The 16,723-nt window shown below is 62.9% G+C and carries 18 protein-coding genes; 12 read left to right on the top strand and 6 right to left on the bottom strand.

Features of this window, described 5'->3' with window-relative positions; translation table 11 throughout:
* Positions 1-10: 10 nt before the first annotated feature.
* Both pnuC and ACZ9HU_RS12055 read left to right on the top strand, forming a co-directional pair.
* The gene (gene pnuC / locus ACZ9HU_RS12060; protein ID WP_476105233.1) at positions 11-583 is read left to right on the top strand and encodes a nicotinamide riboside transporter PnuC; all 573 of its coding nucleotides are present in this window, start codon (positions 11-13) and stop codon (positions 581-583) included.
* A complete protein-coding gene (locus ACZ9HU_RS12055) occupies positions 580-1,107 on the top strand; it encodes an AAA family ATPase (protein ID WP_476105231.1) in 528 nt (175 codons plus the stop codon). Before pnuC ends, ACZ9HU_RS12055 begins: the two co-directional genes overlap by 4 nt.
* A 185-nt stretch (positions 1,108-1,292) precedes the next feature.
* Here ACZ9HU_RS12055 and ubiG read toward each other — a convergent pair whose 3' ends face one another.
* Complete coding sequence (gene ubiG, locus ACZ9HU_RS12050) at positions 1,293-2,018, bottom strand: bifunctional 2-polyprenyl-6-hydroxyphenol methylase/3-demethylubiquinol 3-O-methyltransferase UbiG (RefSeq protein ID WP_476105230.1); 726 nt, start codon at positions 2,016-2,018, stop codon at positions 1,293-1,295.
* A 79-nt stretch (positions 2,019-2,097) separates the two neighbouring features.
* On the opposite strand from ubiG, the gene ACZ9HU_RS12045 reads away from it, so the two are divergent.
* Positions 2,098-3,351, top strand: coding sequence for an aspartate kinase (locus ACZ9HU_RS12045; protein ID WP_476105228.1), 1,254 nt, complete (start codon positions 2,098-2,100; stop codon positions 3,349-3,351).
* A 245-nt stretch (positions 3,352-3,596) separates the two neighbouring features.
* On the opposite strand, the gene rnhA is transcribed toward ACZ9HU_RS12045, so the two are convergent.
* From rnhA to ispH, 3 genes are read right to left on the bottom strand one after another with little or no spacing between them, the layout of a single operon-like run.
* On the bottom strand, positions 3,597-4,040 hold the full coding sequence (gene rnhA, locus ACZ9HU_RS12040; protein WP_476105226.1) for a ribonuclease HI: 444 nt from the start codon (positions 4,038-4,040) through the stop codon (positions 3,597-3,599).
* Entirely contained in the window at positions 4,037-5,011 is a 975-nt protein-coding gene (thrB, locus tag ACZ9HU_RS12035; RefSeq protein ID WP_476105224.1) for a homoserine kinase, read from the bottom strand. The genes rnhA and thrB overlap by 4 nt, the downstream gene beginning before the upstream one ends.
* A 12-nt stretch (positions 5,012-5,023) precedes the next feature.
* Positions 5,024-5,998, bottom strand: a complete 975-nt coding sequence (ispH, locus tag ACZ9HU_RS12030) for a 4-hydroxy-3-methylbut-2-enyl diphosphate reductase (RefSeq protein ID WP_476105223.1) — start codon at positions 5,996-5,998, stop codon at positions 5,024-5,026.
* Between the two features lie 94 nt (positions 5,999-6,092).
* Here ispH and ACZ9HU_RS12025 point away from each other — a divergent pair, with 94 nt between their 5' ends.
* From ACZ9HU_RS12025 to tatC, 9 genes are all read left to right on the top strand, one after another.
* A complete protein-coding gene (locus ACZ9HU_RS12025) occupies positions 6,093-6,746 on the top strand; it encodes a hypothetical protein (protein WP_476105221.1) in 654 nt (217 codons plus the stop codon).
* Between the two features lie 63 nt (positions 6,747-6,809).
* Entirely contained in the window at positions 6,810-8,582 is a 1,773-nt protein-coding gene (gene argS / locus ACZ9HU_RS12020; RefSeq protein ID WP_476105219.1) for an arginine--tRNA ligase, read from the top strand.
* Between the two features lie 3 nt (positions 8,583-8,585).
* Positions 8,586-9,644 carry a hypothetical protein gene (locus ACZ9HU_RS12015; protein ID WP_476105217.1) on the top strand — a complete coding sequence of 353 codons (1,059 nt, stop codon included), beginning with the start codon at positions 8,586-8,588 and terminating at the stop codon, positions 9,642-9,644.
* Positions 9,645-9,688: 44 nt separating this feature from the next.
* Complete coding sequence (nagZ, locus tag ACZ9HU_RS12010; protein WP_476105215.1) at positions 9,689-10,705, top strand: beta-N-acetylhexosaminidase; 1,017 nt, start codon at positions 9,689-9,691, stop codon at positions 10,703-10,705.
* 49 nt (positions 10,706-10,754) lie between these two features.
* A complete protein-coding gene (locus ACZ9HU_RS12005) occupies positions 10,755-11,525 on the top strand; it encodes a segregation and condensation protein A (protein ID WP_476105434.1) in 771 nt (256 codons plus the stop codon).
* Entirely contained in the window at positions 11,522-12,151 is a 630-nt protein-coding gene (scpB, locus tag ACZ9HU_RS12000; RefSeq protein ID WP_476105213.1) for an SMC-Scp complex subunit ScpB, read from the top strand. Before ACZ9HU_RS12005 ends, scpB begins: the two co-directional genes overlap by 4 nt.
* Positions 12,152-12,217: 66 nt before the next feature.
* Entirely contained in the window at positions 12,218-12,451 is a 234-nt protein-coding gene (locus ACZ9HU_RS11995) for a twin-arginine translocase TatA/TatE family subunit (RefSeq protein WP_476105211.1), read from the top strand.
* Between the two features lie 43 nt (positions 12,452-12,494).
* Positions 12,495-12,932 carry a Sec-independent protein translocase protein TatB gene (tatB, locus tag ACZ9HU_RS11990; RefSeq protein ID WP_476105209.1) on the top strand — a complete coding sequence of 146 codons (438 nt, stop codon included), beginning with the start codon at positions 12,495-12,497 and terminating at the stop codon, positions 12,930-12,932.
* Between the two features lie 2 nt (positions 12,933-12,934).
* On the top strand, positions 12,935-13,738 hold the full coding sequence (gene tatC / locus ACZ9HU_RS11985; protein WP_476105207.1) for a twin-arginine translocase subunit TatC: 804 nt from the start codon (positions 12,935-12,937) through the stop codon (positions 13,736-13,738).
* A 238-nt stretch (positions 13,739-13,976) separates the two neighbouring features.
* Here tatC and ACZ9HU_RS11980 read toward each other — a convergent pair whose 3' ends face one another.
* Both ACZ9HU_RS11980 and ACZ9HU_RS11975 read right to left on the bottom strand, forming a co-directional pair.
* Positions 13,977-15,683, bottom strand: a complete 1,707-nt coding sequence (locus ACZ9HU_RS11980) for an amidohydrolase (RefSeq protein ID WP_476105205.1) — start codon at positions 15,681-15,683, stop codon at positions 13,977-13,979.
* Positions 15,680-16,588 (bottom strand): NAD(P)-dependent oxidoreductase, encoded by a 909-nt coding sequence (locus ACZ9HU_RS11975; protein WP_476105204.1) that lies wholly within the window; start codon positions 16,586-16,588, stop codon positions 15,680-15,682. Before ACZ9HU_RS11975 ends, ACZ9HU_RS11980 begins: the two co-directional genes overlap by 4 nt.
* Positions 16,589-16,723: the final 135 nt, after the last annotated feature.

Raw genomic sequence — 16,723 nt, 5'->3', positions numbered from 1 at the left:
GAGGGGCGCGATGGACGCCAGTTGGTTTCCAATCCTTGAATGGGTGGCGGCCGGGCTTGGTCTGGTCAATATCGCGCTGCTCGTGCGGCGGTCGGTCTGGAACTATGCTTTTGGCATGGCGATGGTCGCGATCTATGTTTTTGTTTTCTATGAATCGCGCCTCTATGCCGAAAGCGGGCTTCAGGTGTTCTTCTTTGCCGCGCAGGGCTGGGGCTGGTGGCTCTGGGCGCGCAGCAAGGGTGGCGGGGACGAGGTTCCGGTCGGCTGGCTCAGCCCGTTCAGCCGGATCGTCTGGACGGTCGTCACCGCCGCGCTCAGCATTAATCTGGGCTGGGCCTTGGCGCGCTTTACCAATGCGGCCATGCCCTTTGCCGATTCGGCGGTGACCGGGGCCAGCGTGGCCGCGCAAATCCTGCTGGGCCTGCGCCGGACCGAGAATTGGGTGTTGTGGATCGCCATCGATGTGGCCTCGGTCGCGCTCTACATCAATCGGGGGCTTTATCCGACGGCGGGGCTCTATGTCGGGTTTCTGGTGCTGTCGCTCATGGGCCTGTGTGAATGGATGAAGGCGGGGCGGGCATGATCCGCGTCTGTTTTCATGGCGCGGAAAGCACGGGCAAATCAGTATTGGCAGATAGGTTGCGCCAGCGTTACGGCTGGCCATGGGTGGCCGAATATGGCCGCGAATATGCCGAAACGCATGGCACCGATTTCACCATGGACGATCTCCTCGCCATGGCGCGGGGCCAGAACGAGGCCATGTTGCGCGCGAGTGAGGCAAGGCCCCCGGTGTTGATCCTTGACACCGATCCGTTGATGACCGCGGCATGGGCGCAGATGCTGTTTGGCCAAGCTCCGCAAGAACTCTTCGCCTATCCCAAGGCTGATCTCTACATGCTCTTTTCGCCCGATGTGCCATGGGTGGCCGATGGCACGCGCTTCTTTGGCAGTGACGAGGCGCGGGCGCGTTTCGCGGCTGTGTCAGAGGAGATGCTGGTGCGGGCGGGGGTCTGTTACGCCCGCATCGATGGGGATTGGGACGAGCGGGAGGCGCAGGTGGTGGAGGCGATTGACGCGGTTAAGGTTAAGGTGCCTCCGGCGGGTTAAGGGCGGGGGCCCTTAACAATCCCGGTTTTGGGTTGCGCTTCGTTGGCAAGGCAGCACCGTTCCGCGAAGCGGTTTAATAGCCTGCGGCGCTGCACCCTTGCGCTTTGGGCGATGGCATGCGCGACATAGACAGTAATGGGATTGTTAAGGGCCCCCGCCCTTAACCCGCCGGAGGCAAAAATCCCTCAGGCTTTCTTCGCCGTAAGAATATAATTCAACGCCATATCATTCGACAGATGCAGGCCCTTCAAAGGATTCCACGCGATCCCCATCGGCTGCCCCACCTGCATCCCCAGATCCTCCAGCATCAACGCCAGTTCGGGGGGCGTGATGAAATCCTCCCAATGGTGTGTGCCGCGCGGCACCATGCCGATGCGCTCGGCGGCCTCGATCATCAGCCATTTGGATTGGGGCGTGCGGTTGGGGGTGGACAGGATCATCAGCCCGTCATCTGCCATCGCCCCGATCAACGCCTGTAGAAAGGCGCGCTTGTCGGCGACATGTTCGATCACCTCCATGCTGGTGACCAGATCATAGCCCGACAGGCCCAGCGTCCCGACATCGCCGCAGACGTATTCGATGGACAGGCCGCCGCCTGCCGCATGCTCGCGCGCCGCCGCGATATTTTCTGCCGCCGCGTCCACGCCGGTCATGGTCGCGCCCAGACGGGCCAGAGGCTCGCACAAAAGCCCCGCGCCGCAGCCCACATCGACCGCCCGCCGCCCGGCCAAAGGCCGCACAGAGCGCGAATCGGCCCCGAAATGGGCATCCACCGCATCACGGATAAATTTCAGCCGGACCGGGTTCAAACGGTGCAGCATGGCCGAGGAACCCTTCGGATCCCACCACTCTGCGGCCAATTTGCCAAAATGGGCGGCTTCTTCGGGGCGAATAGTCGTTGCATTGCTCATAGGACCTACCTAAAGCGCCAGCCCCAAGCGGGGCAAGTGCCTCGCGTGTAATTTTGTTTCAATTAAGGAGCCTGTGACCGTGGCCCGGATCGTCATGAAATTCGGCGGCACCTCCATGGCCGGCACCGAGCGCATCCGGCGCGTGGCGGGCATTGTGCGCCGCCAGCAAGAAGCCGGGCACGAGGTGGCGGTGGTGGTGTCGGCCATGTCGGGTGAAACCGACCGACTGGTAAACTTTTGCCGTGAAGCCAACGCGCTGTATGACCCCGCCGAATATGACGTGGTGGTGGCCAGCGGCGAACAGGTGACCAGCGGCCTTTTGGCGCTGACGCTGCAATCCATTGGTGCAAAGGCGCGTTCGTGGCTGGGCTGGCAATTGCCGATCCGCACCGATGACGCCCATGCCAAGGCACGCATCGAATCGATCGACACCGACGAGATTCTGGCCAGCATGGCGCGCGGCGAAATCGCCGTGATCCCCGGTTTCCAGGGTCTGACCGCCGACAACCGCATCACCACGCTGGGTCGCGGTGGTTCGGACACTTCGGCTGTGGCGGTTGCGGCGGCGCTGAAAGCGGATCGCTGTGACATCTATACCGACGTGGACGGCGTTTACACCACCGACCCGCGCATCGTCGCCAAGGCGCGCAAGCTCAAGAATGTCACCTATGAGGAAATGCTGGAACTGGCCAGCGTCGGCTCCAAGGTGCTTCAGACCCGCTCGGTCAGCCTTGCCATGAAGGAAAAGGTGCGCGTTCAGGTGCTCTCGTCCTTCATCGACGAAAACGCTCCCGCCGCAGATACATTGCCCGGCACGATGATCGTGTCCGACGAAGAACTTGAGGGCCTCGATATGGAACGCCAACTCATCACCGGCATCGCCGCCGACAAGAATGACGCCAAGGTTATCCTGACCGCCGTGCCGGACCGCCCGGGCGCCGTGTCGTCGATCTTTGGCCCGCTGGCCGCCGCCAACATCAACGTGGATATGATTATCCAGAACGTTGGCCGCGCCGATACGGACACGGACGTGACCTTCACCGTGCCCGCCGCCGATCTCGACCGCACGGTGGCCGTGCTGGAAGAAAACCGTGAGGTTATTGGCTATCAGAAGCTGTCCACCGATCCCAAGGTCGCCAAGATCTCGGTCGTGGGCGTGGGCATGCGCAGCCATGCTGGCGTGGCCGCGATGATGTTCAAGGCGCTGGCCGACCGCGGGATCAACATTCAGGCGATCTCGACCTCGGAAATCAAGGTTTCGGTGCTGATCGATTCGGACGAAACCGAACTGGCTGTGCGTTTGCTGCACACGGCTTATGGGTTGGATGGGTAATCATCGGGGGTTTTGATGCCTCCGGTGGGCAAAGGGGCTTGCCCCTTTGCGATCCCGTTAATGGAATGCGCTCCTGCGGAAACGTGGGGGCGTTTTTCGTTTGGGGACAAGCCGCTTCGCGAGGAGAGAAGGGGCGCAGCAAGCTTTAAAAATCCCAAAGCCGCGTCCGACACAAAACGCCTAACTCCCTGGCGCATCGCAGACAGTAGTGGGAGCGCGAGGGTCTAGATCCTCGCATCCATCACTTACTTCTTCTTTCCGACCTCAACCGCCGCATCACTGGCCAGTTTGTCCACGCGCTCGTTTTCCGCATGGCCATTATGGCCGCGCACCCATTGCCAGTCGATCTTGTGCGGCTTGGCCACGATCAGCATCTGCCGCCACAGGTCTTCATTAGCGACGGGCTCTTTCTTCGCATTGACCCAGCCGCGCTTTTGCCAACCGAACACCCATTGGGTGATGCCGTCGATCACATATTTGCTGTCGGTGCAGAGCTTAACCTCGCACGGCTGGTTGAGGGCCGCCAGCGCGCGGATCACGGCGGTCATTTCCATGCGGTTGTTGGTGGTCTGCGCCTCGGCCCCGACCAGTTCCTTTTCCCGCGCGCCCATGCGCAACAAAGCCGCCCAGCCGCCGGGGCCGGGGTTTCCCTTGCAGGCCCCATCGGTGAAAATCTCGACCTGTTTCACGCGCCAAACACGCCCGGATTGGCGGCGTAAAATTCCAGACGGCGGGCAAAGGCCATCGGGTCTTTTTTGACCACCAGCGCATCGGGCGGGGTGTTGATCCAGTCATAGGCGCGGGTGGACAGAAACCGCATCGCCGCCCCGCGCGCCAGCACCGGCAGGGCCGCCGTTTCGGCATAGGAAAGCGGGCGCACCGATTCGTAGCCGCCCAGCAGCGCCTCGGAAATTTCCGAATTGAACACGCGCCCGTCGCCCGAAAAGCACCATGCCGCATGGGTTACGGCCACGTCATAGGCGATGATGTCATGGCACGAGAAATAGAAATCGATCAGGCCCGTCACAGACTCGCCCAGCATCAGCACATTGTCGGGGAACAGATCGGCATGGATGATCGAGCGAGGCAGGTCAGTCGGCCATTCGGCCTCAATAACCGCCATTTCACGCGCCACAAGGCCCGCCAGCGCCGGATCGATCGAGGCCAGTCCCTCGGCCCCGCAACCATCGATCAGCCCCCGCCATCCGGCAAGGCTGAGGTCATTGGCGCGGCTCTGCGGGAAATCGGCGGCGGCCAGATGCAGGCCCGCCAGCGCCGCGCCCACTGAGCGCGCTTGCCCCGCCGTGGGTTCGGACACCGAAACGCCGGGCAAAAATTCGATCAACGTCACCGCCTTGTCGTCGATCCAGCGGAAACTGGCGCCTGTCCGGTCGTGGATCGTGCGCGGCACCGGACATTTCTTGTCGGCCAGATGATCGAGCAGGCCAAGGAAGAAGGGCAACTCGGCCACTTCCGTCCGGCCCTCGAACATGGTCAGGATGAAGCGTTGCGGCCCCGATCCGGTGCCCGTGGTTTCGATCAGCCAGTTTGAATTGGACACGCCCTCGGCAATGCCCTTGGCCGAAACGAGGTCGCCGACCGAAAACTCACCGATCAGCGCGGCCAGCGCTTCGGCACCCAATTGTGTATAAACCGCCATTGCCGCCTCGATTTAGCCAGCCAGTTGGCGCGGCAGTTTGAAGATCATGTTTTCTTCGGTGGTGACGACCGTCTCTTCTTCGACCTTGCGCCATTGGCCCAGACGGGCGATGACTTCGCGCACCAGTTCTTCGGGTGCGCTGGCACCGGCGGTCAGGCCCAAAGTGGACACGCCCTCCAACCAGGTTTCGTCAATCTCATCGGCGCGTTGCACCAGACGCGAGGGGGTGCCGCCGCGCTCCGACACTTCGACCAGACGCATCGAATTGGACGAATTGGGCGCGCCGATCACCAGAACCATGTCGCATTGCGGGGCAATTGCCTTGACCGCCGCCTGCCGGTTTGATGTCGCATAACAGATATCCTCGGCGCGAGGCGCGTGGATCTGGGGATAGCGTGCCTTGAGCGCCTCGATAATTTCGTGGGTATCGTCAACCGACAGCGTGGTCTGGGTCAGGAAGCCCAGCGAATCATCGGTGGTGAAGGGCAGGGTGGCCACGTCCTCGACCGTTTCGACCAAGGTCATATGGCCTTCGGGCACCTGACCGAATGTGCCGATCACTTCGGGGTGGCCCTTGTGGCCGATGAAGATGATGTGGCGGCCGGCCTCGATCTGACGCTCGGCCTGACGGTGGACTTTGGACACCAGCGGGCATGTGGCGTCGAGCCATTCCAGCCCGCGCGCGTCGGCCGCCGCCGGAACCGCCTTGGGCACGCCGTGGGCTGAAAAAATCACCGGAACGCCATCGGGAACCTCGTCCAGTTCCTCGACAAAGATCGCGCCCTTGGCTTTCAGCCCATCGACCACATAGCGGTTGTGGACAATTTCGTGCCGCACATAGACGGGGGCGCCATATTTGCGAATCGCGCGTTCAACAATTTCAATGGCTCGATCGACGCCGGCGCAAAAACCGCGCGGCGCGGCAATCAACAGCTTGAGCGGTTGCAAAGAAATGGAATCGGCGGGGGCGGGAAAGGCGGTGTTCATACACCCGCCTCTAGCGCTTTGCGCCGCGCGCCGCTAGGGCAGCGAACAGGAATGTTGAAGGAACGAGTCTGTCATGCCCTTTCGTACACGCCGAATGAATGCCAAAGTTGCTTGCGGGGCGGGACTGTTGGGTGCCATGGCTTTGCTGGCCGGGTGCAAATCGACCGGTGAACTGGTGGTTCAGGACGGCGTCGGCATCACGGCGGTGCGCTCGACCTGCCCTGCGGTGGGCATTGCCGATTATACCGGCGATATCACCACGTTCCGCCTTGGCGGTGGTCAGGTGGCCAGTGCGCTCGATTTGACCGGCGCGATCACCGATGTGCGCAGCCAGTGCGACCCCAAAGCCAACCCGGTTCAGGCCAATTTGACGTTCAAGGTTTTGGCCACGCGTGTCGATACGCGCGGGGAACGCGTTGTGAACCTGCCCTATTTCATCACGGTGATGCGCGGCGGCAATGTCGTGATTGCAAAGCGTCTTGGCACCGCGACCGTGCGTTTCGCCGATGGCCAGACCCGCGCCGAAGTGACGGCATCGGGCGGTGCGACGATCAACAAGGCCGACGCGACGCTGGACACGGCGGTCCGCGATCGCCTGTTGAAACAGCGCAAGGCGGGCGAGGCCGATGCGGCGGTTGACCCTCTGACCGATCCGGAAGTGCGAGCCGCCATTGCCAAGGCTTCGTTCGAGGTTCTGGTCGGGTTTCAGCTGACCCCGGAACAGCTTCAATATAACGCGACGCGGTGAATGTATCGGGGGGCTTAGCGGCCCCCCTTTCGTTTATGGCGTAAATTCGCTAGGCGCGCGGTCATGACACAGCAAGCCGACAAGACCGCCCCGATCTTTCACGCCTTTGCAGGCCATGTTGCCGATGCGCTCGACGCGCTGGTGGCGGCTGGGCAATTGCCCGAAGGTTTGAACCGAGGCGCGGTGACGGTCGAAAGCCCGCGCGATCCCAGCCATGGCGATCTGGCCACCAATGCCGCGATGGTTCTGGCCAAGGCGGCGGGCACCAATCCGCGCGCGCTGGCAACGCTGCTGGTGGCAGAGCTGGAAAAGCTGCCGCAGGTTTCCAAGGCCGAGATTGCCGGGCCGGGCTTTATCAACCTGCGCCTGTCGGATGCGGCATGGCTGGGCGAACTGGCGCTGATCGGGACGCTGGGCGGTGATTATGGCCGTTCGGGCGTGGGTGCGGGCACGACCGTCAACGTTGAATATGTTTCGGCCAACCCGACCGGCCCCATGCATATGGGCCATTGCCGCGGCGCGGTGGTGGGCGATGCGCTGGCCTCCTTGCTGGAATGGGCCGGGCATAAGGTCATCCGCGAATATTACGTCAACGATGCAGGCGCGCAGGTGCAGGTTCTGGCCCGCAGCGCTCATGTCCGTTACCTTGAAGCGCTGGGCCATCAGGTGGGCGAGATCCCCGAAGGTCTCTATCCGGGCGACTATCTGGTGCCGGTGGGGCAGGCCCTGGCGGCCGAGTTTGGCGACAAATATGTCGATGCGCCCGAGGCTGAATGGCTGGCGCTGTTCCGCGTGCGCGCTGTTGCCAAGATGATGGACATGATCCGCGACGATCTGGCGTTGTTGGGCATCAACCATGACCTGTTCTCGTCCGAAGCAGAGCTTCAGGCGGCGGGCAAGCCGGAAGAAGCCGAGGCATGGCTGCGCTCGGTCGATCTGGTCTATGATGGCGAATTGGAAGCGCCCAAAGGCAAGCTGCCCGATGATTGGGAGCCTGTGGCGCTGCCGCTGTTCCGCAGCACCAAGTTTGGCGACGATCAGGACCGTCCGATCAAGAAGTCGGATGGCAACTGGACCTATTTCGGCGCCGATTTGGCCTATCACTATCAGAAAGCGCAGACCGCCGACGCCTTGGTCGACATCTGGGGCGCGGACCATGCCGGCACCGTCAAGCGCATCAAGGCGGCTGTGGCGGCCATGACCGGGCGCGATGGCGAAGGCAATGGCAAGGGGGGCAAGCCCTTCGAGGTCAAGCTGGTGCAGATGGTTCAGCTTCTGCGCGATGGCGAGCCGGTGAAAATGTCCAAGCGTTCGGGCAATTTCGTCACCCTGCGCGAAGTGGTGGAGGAAGTGGGCAAGGAAGTCGTGCGCTTCACCATGCTGACCCGCAAGCCCGAAGCACAGATGGACTTTGACTTTGCCAAGGTGGTCGAGGCCAGCAAGGACAATCCGGTCTTCTATCTGCAATATGCTCATGCGCGTATCTGCTCGACCCTGCGCAAGGGCGCGGCGGAAGGCTTTGCGCCTTCGGCTGAAGGGCTGGAACTGCTTGGCGAAGAAGAATTGGCACTGGTGCGCACGGGCGCGCAATTCCCGCGTCTGGTCGAAGCCGCTGCTGCTGCGCGTGAACCGCATCGCGTGGCTTTCTTCCTTGCCGATCTGGCCGCAGCCTTCCATGCCTATTGGAATGTCGGCAATGATCGCCCGGACAAGCGTTTCATCGTGTCCGAAAACGGTACACTGACGGGGGCAAGGCTTTTCTTGGCCTCGCAAATCGGGCAGATTATCCGCAACGGCCTTGCCATCCTCGGCGTGACCGCCGTGGAGGAGATGTAAGCCATGTCGAATGGTCTGGGTGGATTTGGGCCGGGTGGTCTGGACGACGGCCGTGGCAACATGGGCAACGGACCCGCTCAGCCATTCGGCAATGGTATCAACCCGGCGGCCAATGACGCGGAAACGCGGGCGCGTGACCTGATTGGCCGCGCCCGCGACGCCGCCTTGGGCAGCGCGGCGACCCTGGCGGACAAGGCCAGCGTTTTGTCGCAGGAAACCACCGCCTATGTTCAGGGCGCGGATGAACGCGCCCACCAATGGTATCAGGACGCCCGCGAGGCTTTGCCCGGTCAGGATGATGGCGCGCTGCACGGCGTGGGCGACGTGCTGGGCCATGGCGGGATCAAATTTGATGAACAGGATCGCCTGCCCTGGCTCGAATCGGATGATGACGAGGAATATGAGGGCATCGACAACAAGCGCGTTGCGGTGGCGGTGCTGGGCGGTCTGGCGCTGACGGCGGCGGCGGTCGGCGGTTTCTGGTATTTCACGCATCGTTCGGACAACAGCGTCCCCGTCGCCGATGGCAGCGTGGTGGCCGCGCCCGCCGAAAGTTACAAGGAAGCGCCCAAGGATCCGGGCGGCAAGCAGTTTGCCGGAACCGGCGATTCCAGCTTTGCCGTTTCGCAGGGGCAGGAACGTCCCGCGCAACTGGCCGGCAGCGATGCCCAAGCCGCCGGGGCCAATGCAGCCGAGGTTGCCGCATCAACGGCGGCGGCGGCAGGCGCCAGTTTTGCCGGTGGCGCGCCGGTGGCGGCCAAGCCCGAAGCGGCGCCTGCGGCCAAGCCCGCGGCTGCGCCCAAAGCGGCGGTTGTGGAAAGCGGCCCGGCCGGCGGCGTGGTCCAGATCGCGGCCTATACCAGCGAAAGCGCGGCGGTGGCAGGGTGGAACCGTTTGGTGCAGGGGCATGAAATGCTTAAAGGCATGAACCACCGCATCGTTTCGGCCAAGATTGATCTGGGCACGGTCTATCGCCTGCAACTGGTGACCAATGCCGGGGGCGGGGCGGGCTTGTGCGAGCGGTTGAAGGCTGATGGTCTGCCCTGTCAGGTTAAGCATTAAGCGGATCTTGCGTAAGCCATCGGTTACGTGCAACGGATGGCCGTATGATACCGGCGATTTTCGGCCTTTCGGGCCTGACCCTTACAGATGAAGAACGCGCATTCTTTCGCGATTGCGACCCGGCGGGGTACATCCTGTTCGGCCGTAATGTTGAAAATCGTGAGCAACTGCGGGCGCTGACCGACCAATTGCGCGGCCTGCACGGGCGCGACGATCTGTTCATCAGCATCGATCAGGAAGGCGGGCGCGTCGCCCGGATGAAGCCGCCGGTATGGCCCAAATATCCGGCGGGTGAACCTTTTGCGCGCCTCTATGATCTGGCTCCGTCCAGCGCGATTGCCGCAGCCCGCGCCAATGCCGAGGCGCTGGGGCTGGATCTGGCGGCGGCGGGGATTACGGTCGATTGCTGGCCCTGTGTCGATGTGCGTGAACCGGGCACCCATGACGTGATCGGCGACCGCGCTCTGGGCGAGGAGCCGATGCGGGTGGCCGCTCTTGGCCGCGCCATCCTTGAAGGTCTGGAGGCCGCAGGCGTTGCGGGTGTGATTAAACATATGCCCGGGCACGGCCGCGCCGGGGCCGACAGCCACAAGGAATTGCCCACGGTCCATGCCGATGCCGATGCGCTGGAACGCGATCTGGCGCCGTTCCGCGCTTTGGCTGCGAGGGCGAAGATCGGCATGACGGGGCATATCCTTTTCACCGCGTGGGATGCCGATGCGCCTGCCACCCAATCGCCGCGCATTGTTTCGGACATTATTCGCGGGGCGATTGGGTTTGACGGCCTGCTGCTGACCGATGACATCGATATGCAGGCGCTGTCGGGCACGATCCCGGAACGGTCGGCGCGGGCGCTGGCGGCGGGCTGCGATCTTGTGCTCAATTGCTGGGCGCGGATGGAGGATATGGTGGGCATTGCGCAGGCCTGCCCGACCATCAGCGAGGCAAGCGCCGCGCGTCTGGCGCGGGCCATGGCGGGCACTTTCCTGTCGTCGGAACTGGCGCTGGATCGTCAGGCGGAATGTATCGCCACGCGTGACGCGCTGCTGGCGCTGGCATGAGTTTTGCGGTGTGAGCGAAGCGGCGCATCCTGCCGGGCAAGGCGCGGATCTGTTTACCGCGCCCCTTGCTGCCGGGACTGCCCGCGATGCGCTGATGCTGGAAATCGAGGGGTGGGAAGGGCCGCTTGACCTGCTGCTCGATCTGGCGCGGCGGCAAAAGGTGGATTTGCGACGTATCTCGATCCTTGAACTGGTCGATCAATATATCGCCTATGTCGAACAGGCCGAGGCGCTCAAGCTGGAACTTGCCGCCGATTATCTGGTGATGGCGGCGTGGCTGGCTTATCTCAAATCCTCGCTCCTGTTGCCCAAGGAGGAGCAGGAGCAGCCTTCGCCCGAAGAGCTGGCGCTGCGTCTGCAATTGCGCCTGCAACGTCTGGCCGCGATGCGAGAGGCGGCAGCAAGACTCTTGGCGCGTGATCGTCTGGGGCGCGACGTCTTTATGCGAGGCGCGCCCGAAGGGCTGCGCATCGGCAAAAAGGCGGTGTGGCAAAGCGACCTCTATGACCTCATTTCTGCCTATGGTCAGGTCAAGGCACGCAATGCCCCGGTCGTCCATATTGTGCGTGATCGCAAGGTGATGACGCTGGAATCGGCGCTATCGCGTATGTCCGCGATGCTGGGGGTGACGCTGGACTGGGTGGAGTTGCGCGAATTCCTGCCCCCGGCCTCGCAGGTCGAATGGAGCGATGAGAGGTTGCGCCGTTCTGCGCTTGCTTCCAGCTTTGTCGCCGCGCTCGAACTGGCGCGACAGGGGCGGGTGGAGATTATGCAGGACCATGTGTTCGGCCCGCTGCGCCTGCGGAGCCTGAACGCATGAGCCCGCTTGTCCGCGCGCTGGAGGCCACGCTCTTTGCCGCCACCCAGCCGATGAGCGTGGAGGGCATCGCCCGTCATCTGGGGCAGGGCGAATGGCCGGTGCGCGATGCCTTGCGCGAATTGGCGCAGCATTACGCGGGGCGCGGGGTTGAATTGGTCGAACGCGGCGGGCGCTGGCATTTCCAGACCGCGCCTGATCTGGCCCATCTTTTGCGCCCCATGCATGAGGAACCGCGCCGCCTGACGCGGGCGGCCACCGAATGTCTTGCCATCATCGCCTATCACGAACCCGTCAGCCGCGCCGAGATCGAGGCGATTCGCGGGGTTCAAACCGCCAAGGGCACGATCGATGTGTTGATGGAGGCCGGATGGGTGCGCATAGCGGGGCGGCGAGAGGTGCCAGGCCGTCCGGTCATCTATGCCACGACGCCCGCTTTCCTCGCCCACTTTGGTCTGGGCAGCCGCCGCGACCTGCCCGGAATCGAGGAATTGCGCGCCACGGGCCTGCTCGATCCGGTCGATGAAGCCTATGATGCGCTGATGGGGGAAACGCCCGAGGTTCCGAACAGTGATGATCCACTACGTCAATCAGCGGATGGGCTGGCGTCGGGCGAGGAAAGTGCCTAGATAGGATCAAAATGCGCGTGATGGTGGATGAAACGGTCGTCATCACGGCTTCAAGGAGTTGGTATCATGGGTTTTGGGTCTGTCTGGCACTGGGTCATCGTTCTGCTGGTCGTGCTGGTGCTGTTCGGGCGCGGTCGCGTGTCGGATATCATGGGCGATTTCGGCAAGGGCATCAAAAGCTTTAAAGAAGGCATGGCGGATGAAACCGACCGCCCCGCAACGCCCCCCCCGGCCCAGATCGAAGCCAAGGGTGAACCGGTTGCGCCTGCGGCCACCGAAGAAAAGACCGGCCATAACTGAGCCTTTCTTTCCATTCCTCGCATGATTGGCCTGACGCACTGTGTTGTTTGACATTGCTCCATCGGAATTTCTGCTGACGGCGGTGGTCGCCGTGGTGGTGATCGGCCCCAAGGATATGCCTCGCGCCATGCGGACCATGGGCAAGTGGATGGGGACGGTGCGCCGTGTCTCGGGCCATTTCCGTTCCGGCATCGAAACCATGATCCGCGAGGCGGAGATGGAGGAGATGGAAAAGAAATGGCGCGAGCAGAATGAGGCCATCATGAAGGCCAGCCCGCCTGAGGCTTTGCCTGCGCCGGAATTGGCCGAACATGCACCGACCCAGCCCTATGTTGCGGCCGAAGCGCCGGCTGCGGGCCATCATGGCGGCGATTTGCCGGTCGATCCGCATTCGGCCAGCGCCCATGAACATGCGGCCCATGAACAGGCCCCCCATGAACAGATCGGGGCTGTCGATACGACAAAGGCCAAGGGCGAATAAAGATGGCTTTTGAAATCAAGGATATCGACGAATCGCAGGCGCCGCTGCTTGAACATCTGGTGGAATTGCGGGCGCGTCTGCTCAAATCCATCGCGGCTTTGTTCGTGGCCTTTGGCATCTGCCTTTATTTCGTGAACCCCATCATGGCCTTTCTGGTCCAGCCGCTGCGCACCGCGTCGGGGCTGGGGGGTAAACTGATCTATACCAAGCTCTATGAAGCATTCTTTGTCGATTTGAAGGTGGCGCTCTTTGCGGCCTTTATGTTGGCCTTTCCGGTGATCGCGAACCAGATGTGGGCCTTTATCGCGCCGGGCCTCTATGCGAAGGAAAAGAAGGCGTTTCTGCCCTTTATTCTGGCAACGCCCGTGCTGTTCCTGTCGGGGGCGGCGCTGGCCTATTACGTGGTGATGCCGACCGCCTTTGCATGGATGCTGGGTTTTCAGGGCAATCGCGGCGGGATCCAGATGGAGGCTCTGCCCAGCGTCGGTGATTACCTTGGGCTGGTGATGCAATTCATCCTCGCCTTTGGCATCAGCTTTCTGCTGCCGGTGCTGCTGCTGTTGCTCAACCGCGCAGGGATCGTCACGCGCCAGCAGCTTTCCAGCGCGCGCCGCTATGTCATCGTCGGGATTACCGTTCTGGCCGCTGTGCTGACCCCGCCGGACGTGGGTTCGCAATTGATGCTGGCCGTGCCGCTGATGATCCTGTTCGAAGGGTCGCTGGTGGTGATGTGGTTTGGTGAAAAGCGTGCCGCCAAGGGTGAGGCGCAGGGTGAGGCGCAGGGTGAGGTTCAGGTCGAGGCTTGAAGTTTGACGTAAGATGCCTCCGGCGGGCAAAGGGCGGGGGCCCTTTGCAATCCCGGTAATGGGGGGCGTGTCACACAGAACAGGTTTGATGTTGAAAGCCTGCGGCGCGGATAGGGCAGCCTTTTCCGCGCCGCAGGCTTTGATTTGTGAAGATGCGTCATTCAGCCAACGCTGAACCCGCCCTACAACGCAGACAGTAACGGGAGCGCGAGGGGCTAGACCCTCGCACCTAATCCCTTCACTTCTTCCCCGCTTCCCAAACCAACTTTCCGCCCACCCAAGTCTGCATGACCTTGGCGGCGCGGATCTTTTCAGGCGTCGCGCTCAACGGATCGACATCGACCAGCACGAAATCGGCGCGCCAACCGGGGCGCAATTGACCAAGGCGGGTTTCGGCAAAACCGGCATAGGCCGCGCCCGTGGTATAGGCGGCCAGCGCCTGCATGCGGGTCAGCTTTTCCTGCGGCTGCCATCCACCGGCGGGCTGGCCATCGGGGCCTTCGCGGGTGATGGCGGCGGCGATCCCGGCAAAGGGATCGGAAACCTCCACCGGCGCGTCCGATCCGAAAGCCAGCCCCGCCCCCGCCTTGAGCATTGACGCCCAGGCATAGGCGCCGGTCAACCGGTTCGGGCCCAGCCGCGCTTCGGCCATGGTGCGGTCGCTGGTTTGGTGGATGGGCTGCATGCTGGCGATGATGCCGTTTTTGCCAAAGCGGGCGATGTCAGCCGGATCGACGATCTGCGCATGCTCAATGCGCCAACGCCGGTCGCCCTTATAGGTCTGCGCCTCATCCTCGATGGCGGACAGCAGCGTCGCATTGGCCGCATCGCCAATCGCATGGACGGCCACCTGAAAATGGTCCATCGCCGCGCGGCTCATCAGGTTTTTGAGCTGCGTTTCGTTCAAAAATGGCAAACCGCTGGTTGCCGCATCGGCATAGGGCGCCTTGAGCCAAGCCCCGCGTGAGCCGAGCGCGCCATCCAGATAAAGCTTGACCCCATTCAGCCGCAGCCGGTCGTCATACAGCCATGGAGAAGGCCCCGGCCCGCCAATCAGCACCGTGTTCGCAATGCCGTCGCCATAGGCCATGACCCGCATTTTTAGCGTGCCTTCGTCACCGGCACGACGCATCGCCTGCCAGTCGTCGATGGATGTGCCCATGTCGGCCGCCGCCGTTACCCCGCGCGACAGGAAAATCTCCTGCGCCTTGGCCAGAGCCGCGTCGCGGTCCTCCGGGCGGGGCGGGGGCACGATCTTGGTGATCAAACCCATCGCCCCATCGATCAGTACGCCAGCAGGCTTGCCCGCAACCGGCGCTTTGCCCGCAACCTTGGGCGCGGGCAGGCGGTCGATCTTGCCTCCGCTGGGGTCTTTGGTAGCCGCCGTCACGCCTGCTGCGGCCAGAGCTTTCGAATTGGCCCAGCCGGCGTGACCGTCAACCCGTTCCAGCCAGACCGGACGATCGGCCACAACCGCGTCCAGTTCCGCCGCCGTCGGAAAACGGCCCAGTTTCCACGTTTCCTGATTCCATCCACGCCCGATAATCCACGGACGGTCGGGGAATTTGGCGGCATAGGCGCGGATTTTCTCCTGCGCCTGCGCCAAAGATGTCGTGTCGGACAGGTCGAGGGTGAGCGCCGCAATCCCCACGCCCATCACATGCGCATGGGCATCGATCAGGCCTGGCAGCAGCACCGCCCCATGCCCATCGGCCGCAAAGTCCAGCTTGGCCGGTCGCGGATCGCCTTCGCGCAGCAATTGAATGACGCGGCCTTCGCGGTCGATGACGATGCCGTTGAACCGCTCGACATTGCCCAGGGAATTGAGCGTCAGGCCCGCAACATGGTCCACCAGAGTGTCGGCCATAGCCGAAGAACCGGCCAGCGACGCCCCGGCGCCACACAGCAACGCCGCGAGCTGCGCGGCGGCAAATTTCACTGTCATCGAACCCCTCGTTTGGGCAGGCGGCGAAGAATGGCGCTGGTATCCTGACGCCCGCCGCCCATGGATTGAATATCGGCGTAAAGCTGGTCGATCAGCGCGGCCACGGGGAAGGACAGGCCAAGCCCGCGCCCTTCATCCAGCGCAAGACCCAGATCCTTGCGCATCCAGTCGATGGCAAAGCCGAAGTCGAATTTTTCCTGCGCCATCGTGTGCCAGCGATTGTCCATCTGCCAGCTTTGCGCGGCGCCCCCGCTGATCGCCTCATAGACCTTTTCGAGATCAAGATGCTCGGCCTGTGCCAGACGAAAGGCTTCGGCAAGAGCGGCGGTGACGCCCGCCAATGCGATCTGGTTGACCATCTTGGTCGCCTGTCCGGTGCCCGCCTTGCCGATATGCACGATGCGGCGCGCATAGGCGCGCATGACCGGCGTTGCCGCCGTCACCGCATCGGCCCGTCCGCCACACATCAGTGTCAAGGTGCCTGCTTCGGCGCCCGCCTGCGCGCCGGTCATGGGCGCATCGACGCATCGGATTTCCTTGTCGCGCGCCTCGACCGCGATCTGGCGGGCGATGCGCGCCGAAACGGTCGTATGGTCGATGAACAATCCGCCCGGATGCAGCGTGGAAAACACGCCCTGCGGCCCCAGAACCACCTCGGCCAGATCATCGTCATTGCCAACGCATGTGATGACCACATCGGCCCCGTCGGCGGCGTCGGCGGCATTGTTGGCCTCGCGCACCTCGATATCGGGGTTGGCCTCGCGCCAATGTTCGATCCGCTTGGGGCTGCGGTTATACAGCGTCATGCTGTGTCCGGCATGGCCCAGATGGCGGGCAATCGGCCCTCCCATCACACCAAGTCCGATAACGGCAACGCGGCGAGGAGCAGAAGCTGGGTCTGTCATGCAGGCCGTATTAGCCGGTTTGCGCGCGAAGGGAATAAGGGATGTGGCGAGGCGAAAGATAAACCCGCAAGGCTTGCGTGCAATCCTGCGCATAAACGCGGTTTCTTGCGAAAGCTTTTTCCGCTAGGGGGCCAA

It is taken from the genome of Novosphingobium sp. Sphag1I (assembly GCF_056279125.1).
This window is presented reverse-complemented; position numbering and strand designations above follow the sequence as displayed.

Coding starts and splice junctions, on each gene's coding strand:
- ACZ9HU_RS11995 (WP_476105211.1), top strand. CDS start 12,218: ATGGGTTTTGGGTCTGTCTGGCACTGGGTCATCGTTCTGCTGGTCGTG.
- pnuC (WP_476105233.1), top strand. CDS start 11: ATGGACGCCAGTTGGTTTCCAATCCTTGAATGGGTGGCGGCCGGGCTT.
- scpB (WP_476105213.1), top strand. CDS start 11,522: ATGAGCCCGCTTGTCCGCGCGCTGGAGGCCACGCTCTTTGCCGCCACC.
- ACZ9HU_RS12025 (WP_476105221.1), top strand. CDS start 6,093: ATGAATGCCAAAGTTGCTTGCGGGGCGGGACTGTTGGGTGCCATGGCT.
- ispH (WP_476105223.1), bottom strand. CDS start 5,998: ATGAACACCGCCTTTCCCGCCCCCGCCGATTCCATTTCTTTGCAACCG.
- ACZ9HU_RS12055 (WP_476105231.1), top strand. CDS start 580: ATGATCCGCGTCTGTTTTCATGGCGCGGAAAGCACGGGCAAATCAGTA.
- ACZ9HU_RS11975 (WP_476105204.1), bottom strand. CDS start 16,588: ATGACAGACCCAGCTTCTGCTCCTCGCCGCGTTGCCGTTATCGGACTT.
- ACZ9HU_RS11980 (WP_476105205.1), bottom strand. CDS start 15,683: ATGACAGTGAAATTTGCCGCCGCGCAGCTCGCGGCGTTGCTGTGTGGC.
- ubiG (WP_476105230.1), bottom strand. CDS start 2,018: ATGAGCAATGCAACGACTATTCGCCCCGAAGAAGCCGCCCATTTTGGC.
- tatC (WP_476105207.1), top strand. CDS start 12,935: ATGGCTTTTGAAATCAAGGATATCGACGAATCGCAGGCGCCGCTGCTT.
- nagZ (WP_476105215.1), top strand. CDS start 9,689: ATGATACCGGCGATTTTCGGCCTTTCGGGCCTGACCCTTACAGATGAA.
- argS (WP_476105219.1), top strand. CDS start 6,810: ATGACACAGCAAGCCGACAAGACCGCCCCGATCTTTCACGCCTTTGCA.
- thrB (WP_476105224.1), bottom strand. CDS start 5,011: ATGGCGGTTTATACACAATTGGGTGCCGAAGCGCTGGCCGCGCTGATC.
- ACZ9HU_RS12015 (WP_476105217.1), top strand. CDS start 8,586: ATGTCGAATGGTCTGGGTGGATTTGGGCCGGGTGGTCTGGACGACGGC.